This is a genomic window from Desulfosarcina sp., from assembly GCF_033791525.1.
In the GTDB taxonomy this organism is placed as follows: domain Bacteria; phylum Desulfobacterota; class Desulfobacteria; order Desulfobacterales; family Desulfosarcinaceae; genus Desulfosarcina.
On the sequence record NZ_JASJGN010000183.1, the window covers coordinates 1 to 5,343 of the forward strand.

Below are 5,343 nucleotides of genomic sequence, written 5' to 3' on the forward strand. Positions count from 1 at the left end.
GTGGAGCCGAGCAGCAGTTTCCGGGTTCTTGATTTTTTTTCGATGCCCACGAAAATCTGGTCGATGCTGTTCTCCTGGGCAAAGATAACGATGTCCTCACCCGGAGAAAGGCCTCTGGCCATTTCCTGGACTTCGTGCTCGGCACCCGCGGCCTCGAGCTGCTGCCGAACCCGCTTCAGTTCATGGTTTACCAGGGCGATGTCTTCTGGTTTTTCGCTGTGGCCGCCTTCCATGCTGGTGATGACAAACACTTTGGCCTTGAAAATCGACGCATGCTTTATCGCCAGATCAAGGGCGGCTTTGGACTCTGTCGAACCGTTGTAGGCAACGAGGAACTTCATATTGGTTTGCCCTTTCTCCGTCGGTAACCGTTCATAGGTTCAATGTTCAAAGGTTCAGAGCTGCTTTGTTGCTGAAGCCTGAGGGAATAAATGAAAATCATTGGATCCCTTGATGGAATTATTCCGACGTATTGCATATGAGTCAGCGGGTTGTACCGTTAATTTGATTGTTTTCAATCCAATATCGCACCAAATGTTCAAGTTTGACATATCGACGGTAGTAATGAGTATTAAATGTCGAACCTTTGAACCCCGAACTCTGAACCCAGAACCTGTTAAACCCTACATCCAGCGTTTGCGCCGCTTATAGGACTTGACTTCTTTGAAGGATTTTCGCCCGCCGCCCTGGGTGATGCCCATGTAGAACTCTTTGACATCCGGGTTGTTCTTGAGTTCCTTGGACAGGCCTTCCAAGACGATCTTGCCTGACTCCATGATATAGGCATAATCGGACACCTGTAAGGCGATCTTGGCATTCTGCTCAACCACCAGAATGGTGGTGCCCAGGTCCCGGTTGATGGTTTCGACGTTTTCGAAGATCTCTTTTACCAGCAGCGGTGCCAGGCCCAGGGAGGGCTCGTCCAGCATGAGCATTTTAGGCGCTGCCATCAGGGCCCGGGCAATGGCGATCATCTGCTGCTCTCCGCCGGAGCAATAGCCGGCCAGCCGGTTGGTGATTTTGGAAAGCCGCGGGAAGTGATCGTACATCTTGTCATTGTCCGCGCGAATTTTTTGGGACCCGTCTTTTCGGGTAATGGATCCGACGCGTATATTTTCTTCAACGGTGAGATGTTTGAACACCCGGCGTCCCTCCGGCACCATCACCGCGCCAAGTTTGACCACCTGTGTTCCCAGGACATTGGTGATGTCGCTTCCGTCAAACCGGATGTGCCCATCTCGGATAAAGCCGTTTTCCGGCTTGAGCAGGCCGCTGATGGCCCGCAGCGTGGTGGTCTTGCCGGCGCCGTTGGTGCCCAGCAGGGCGACGATGCCGCCTGGGGACACATTCAGGCTGACACCGCGCAGTACCTGGATGATATCATTGTAAACCACTTCGATGTTGTTGACTTCGAGCAGGTGTTGGCTCTTTAGTTTATCCATAGCAGCGCTTTGTTAGAAGGTTCTGAGCCGTTGTGTCCGCATCGCCGACAAGTATTGCCGGGGCCCCTGCGCTGCAACCGACGCCAGCGCCTCGGTTGCAGCACAAAAAAGGGGTCTCCACACAATAATGCGTTGCAGGTCGGCAGTTATTTGATCTTGCCCGTGTATTCAGGGATAAATGGTGCTCCCACAGAGTGGAAGACCCCATCTTTTACCGCGTACATCTGCAGGGTATCCACTCCTGCCATGTCAGTTTTAGAATAGGTTACCGGCCCAACCGTGGTAACCGGGTAGAAGGCATTTATGCCATTCATGGCTATCAATTCTTCATAGAGGCTTTCTTTGGTAATTTTCACGCCCCTGGCTTTGGCCCGCAGGATACATTCGGCAGCAACCTGGGCCACCATCACGCCATTGGCATAATTGTGGGAGTTGGCCGCCTTCTCATCTCGTCCGTACTTCTTGGCCAGGGCCAACTGAGCATCCGTTCCGACACCGGGCTCGGAGGTTACTATGTAGGAGGTCGTCCAGTAGAAATTTTCTGCGGCCGGTCCGGCCAGGGACACCAAGTCGTTTCCGCCGGTGTAGTGACACCCGGTGAAGGTGATCTTTCCTTTCTCACCAAAGGATTTGGCGACAAGCCCCAGGCGGCTGGCATCTTTGAGCATGGTGGCAACCGGAGACTGGATGGTCTGGCTGATGACGTATTGGACGCCTTTGCTCTTCAGGCGCTGAAGCATGGCGGTGTTGTCCAGGTCCTTGCCGTGCTCCACGACTTCCACGATTTCGATTTTCAGGCCGGCGGCTACGGCTTTCTCGACATCTTTAAGGGGACCACGCCCGAAAGCGGACGGATGCAGGAACATGGCCACTTTGGGCGTCCCGCCACCTTCATGGTTGTTGGCTATATATTCGGCCAGACCAATGGCCTGAGCGGAATAGGAGGCAATGGGCAGAAAGATATAAGTGGAATCCACCAGGTTGCCGGCATGGAAAGAGGCCGGGATGGTGGGCATCTTCTCTTCGTCAAAATCTTTTTTCAAGGCCAGGGTGCTGCCGGTGGAGTAGTTGAGGTAAAAAACAATTCCCTGATCCAGGAAATCTTCAAAATTTCGTTTGGTGACATCTGTTTTATACTGGTCGTCCCGAATAGTACATTCGATTTTGTCATCGCCCAAAATTTTCATGTCGTTGACATAATTGAAATAGTCCTCTACGCCCTTTGAATAAGGGTCGCCGGCATCAGAGGTCGGTCCGGTAATAGCCAGGGACAGGCCCAACTTGTATGTCTCGGCCTGAACCTGAACGGTAAACGCAAAGAGAACAATAAGCGTCAGCGATAAAACAACGGTCATCCTTTTCCTGTTTTTCATGACTCCCCCTCTTTAGTTGGTGTTGATTCGTTAACTACGCACAAAATTCTACAAATAAGAACACGTATAAGAATTTACCGCTGAGCACGCTAAGGACGCAGAGAAATCATATTGTTTAAAAATAAACATTGCGGGCTCAGCGATCTCTGCGGTTAATAAAAAAAATGGCTGTCTCCGGCGGCTCAATACCGGAATGGCCACAGTTTGGTATAAGAGCGTGCGATGCGCCACCAGTTGGCGATCCCCCTCGGTTCAAACATTAAGAACAGGACGATCACCAGGCCAAAAGAAAACGGTTTTAAAGCGGTGGCAAGATTCCAGTCTGATGGTAATATCTGGCCGGCATGCTCGGCAAGGGTTTCCACCTGGAGTTCGAGGGCGATGATCGCGGTCGGACCCCAGAAAGCTCCGCTGAGTGTCCCCAGACCGCCGACGATGGCCATGGCGAGCAAAGTGATCGAGTGATGCAGGGTAAAGGATTCAAAACCGACACCCCGGTAGACGTATGCGTGCAGGGCGCCGGCGACACCTGCAAAAAAACCGGCCAGACCGAATGCATATACTTTGGTAAGGCCGGGATGCATTCCCATGGCATCGGCGGCTCGGTCGTTGTCCCGGACAGCACTCAGGCAACGCCCATAGCGGGTTCTCAGGAGATTTTGCACCATGAACCCCGAAAGGACCACCACCACAAGCAGCACATAATACCAGAAGAGGTAGTGGTCATTTCTACCCAGTTTGCCGGTGAACCAATACACCCTGCTGATAGGGATGGTCTGCCCCTGGTTAAAAAACTCAAGAAAATTGATCGTCCACGAAAATATCATCTGAAAGCTCAGGGTGGCGATGGCCAGGTAAAGATGTTTCAGGCGCATGGCCGGAAGCCCGACGATGGCCCCGAAAACCGCACCCATCAACCCGGAAAGAACAATCATCAGCGGCCAGGCATGCGTGATAATCACATGACTGTCACCCAGGGTCCTTGAAAAAGAGGCTAGGGTGTAGGCCCCGATGCCCATAAAGGCGGCATGCCCGATGGATATCAGGCCGGCGAAACCGGTGACGATGTTCAGGCCGATGATCGCCACCATGGCAATCAGGATGTTGTCCAAAACCAGCATGTATTTGTTGCTTAGGGAAAAAAGCATGGGCCAGACAAACAGCAGAAAAAGGAACAGGATGAGGATGGTCCGGTCCAAGTGGGTAAAAAATATTCGCTGCTCGTCCTGGTAGGATGTAAAGTAGTTGCCGGTGGCTAACCAACGATTGGTTGACATGATTTATACCCGTTCAATTTCATGGATGCCGAAAAGTCCGTGGGGCTTGAAAAGCAGGATGATTAACAAAATGATATAGGGCAACACTTCCGCGGTGCCGTTGAGCCCCCAGTTGCCGTCCAGATATCCGCTGGCGAACTGCTGGATGATGCCCATGATGATACCGGCCACCACGGCGCCTAAAATGGAATCCAGCCCGCCTAATATGACCACAGGAAAAACCGTTATCCCAAAGGCTTGCAACGTCTCAAAATTGAGACCGGTGATATTGCCGATGATGACACCGGCAGCGGCGGCGCTCAACCCGGCCGTGGCCCAGGCCAGACCGAACACCCGGGGCACGGAAATGCCCACGGACATGGCGGCGAACTGATCGTCCGATACCGCCCGCATGGAGATACCCACGGTCGACGCTTTAAAAAACCAGGTGAAAGCGCCGATCATGGAAAACGTTATGATGACTCCCACCATCTGGGTCCAGGAAATGGAAACGCCCAGGTAGGAAATCGGTTCTTGGGGAAGAAATTCCGGGAACGAAAAATTTTCCGCTCCAAATGGTGTCATGTAAATAACGCCGTCAATAATCGACATCAGCCCGATGGTAACCATGATCACCGATATGATCGGCTCGCCGATCAGCCGGCGCAGAAACACCCGCTCGACGCTCATGGCCAGGAAAAAGGTGATGATCATACTCAATACAAACGACACCGCAATGTGGACACCCAGCCACACTGTCAGGGCATAGGTAATAAAGGCTCCGGAAGCGATGATCTGCCCATGGGCGATGTTCAGCACGCGGCTCGATTTGTAAATCAACACAAAGCCCAGCGCTGACAGTGCATAGATGGAACCCACGACGATCCCGCTTACCACCAGCTGGAAAAAATAACTCATGCAACCCCGTCCATGGTGTAAAACTTCATTTCGGCCTCCACGGTTGTGGTCTGGCCATCCTGATACTGAAAAAAAGCCTCGACCTTCTTTTTTTCGACACTCTCGTCGTAAAGGGCGTCGTACAGGTCCTGGTACTTTTCCATGACGAACTTGCGACGTATTTTGCCGGTTTTGGTCAACTCACCGTCGTCCATGTCTAATAATTTGTACAGCACGGCGAAACGCTTGATTTTAAAATGCTCTTTTTCCGCCCGCGCGTTGATGTCGGCCACTGCCTCCTGGAGCAACTCCGCAACCTCCAGGTTGTTGGAAAGATCCATATAGGTCGTAAATGATATCCCGCGGTCCTCGGCC

Annotated in this window: 5 protein-coding genes and 1 pseudogene; all 6 read right to left on the minus strand. The window is 52.3% G+C overall.

What is annotated here, in order from left to right; translation table 11 throughout:
- Positions 1 to 341, minus strand: a 341-nt coding sequence (locus QNK41_RS08685) for a universal stress protein (RefSeq protein WP_319255789.1), incomplete at its 3' end; no start/stop codon positions are given.
- Positions 342 to 623: 282 nt separating this feature from the next.
- A complete protein-coding gene (locus tag QNK41_RS08690) occupies positions 624 to 1,442 on the minus strand; it encodes an ABC transporter ATP-binding protein (protein WP_319255791.1) in 819 nt (272 codons plus the stop codon).
- 146 nt (positions 1,443 to 1,588) lie between these two features.
- Complete coding sequence (locus tag QNK41_RS08695) at positions 1,589 to 2,815, minus strand: ABC transporter substrate-binding protein (RefSeq protein WP_319255793.1); 1,227 nt, start codon at positions 2,813 to 2,815, stop codon at positions 1,589 to 1,591.
- A 182-nt stretch (positions 2,816 to 2,997) separates the two neighbouring features.
- The gene (locus QNK41_RS08700; RefSeq protein WP_319255796.1) at positions 2,998 to 4,092 is read right to left on the minus strand and encodes a branched-chain amino acid ABC transporter permease; all 1,095 of its coding nucleotides are present in this window, start codon (positions 4,090 to 4,092) and stop codon (positions 2,998 to 3,000) included.
- A 3-nt stretch (positions 4,093 to 4,095) separates the two neighbouring features.
- Complete coding sequence (locus tag QNK41_RS08705) at positions 4,096 to 4,989, minus strand: branched-chain amino acid ABC transporter permease (protein ID WP_319255798.1); 894 nt, start codon at positions 4,987 to 4,989, stop codon at positions 4,096 to 4,098.
- Positions 4,986 to 5,343 (minus strand): annotated as a pseudogene (locus QNK41_RS08710) (long-chain fatty acid--CoA ligase); the annotation flags it as partial. The pseudogene QNK41_RS08710 and the gene QNK41_RS08705, both read right to left, overlap by 4 nt.

Coding starts and splice junctions, on each gene's coding strand:
- QNK41_RS08695 (WP_319255793.1), bottom strand. CDS start 2,815: ATGAAAAACAGGAAAAGGATGACCGTTGTTTTATCGCTGACGCTTATT.
- QNK41_RS08690 (WP_319255791.1), bottom strand. CDS start 1,442: ATGGATAAACTAAAGAGCCAACACCTGCTCGAAGTCAACAACATCGAA.
- QNK41_RS08700 (WP_319255796.1), bottom strand. CDS start 4,092: ATGTCAACCAATCGTTGGTTAGCCACCGGCAACTACTTTACATCCTAC.
- QNK41_RS08705 (WP_319255798.1), bottom strand. CDS start 4,989: ATGAGTTATTTTTTCCAGCTGGTGGTAAGCGGGATCGTCGTGGGTTCC.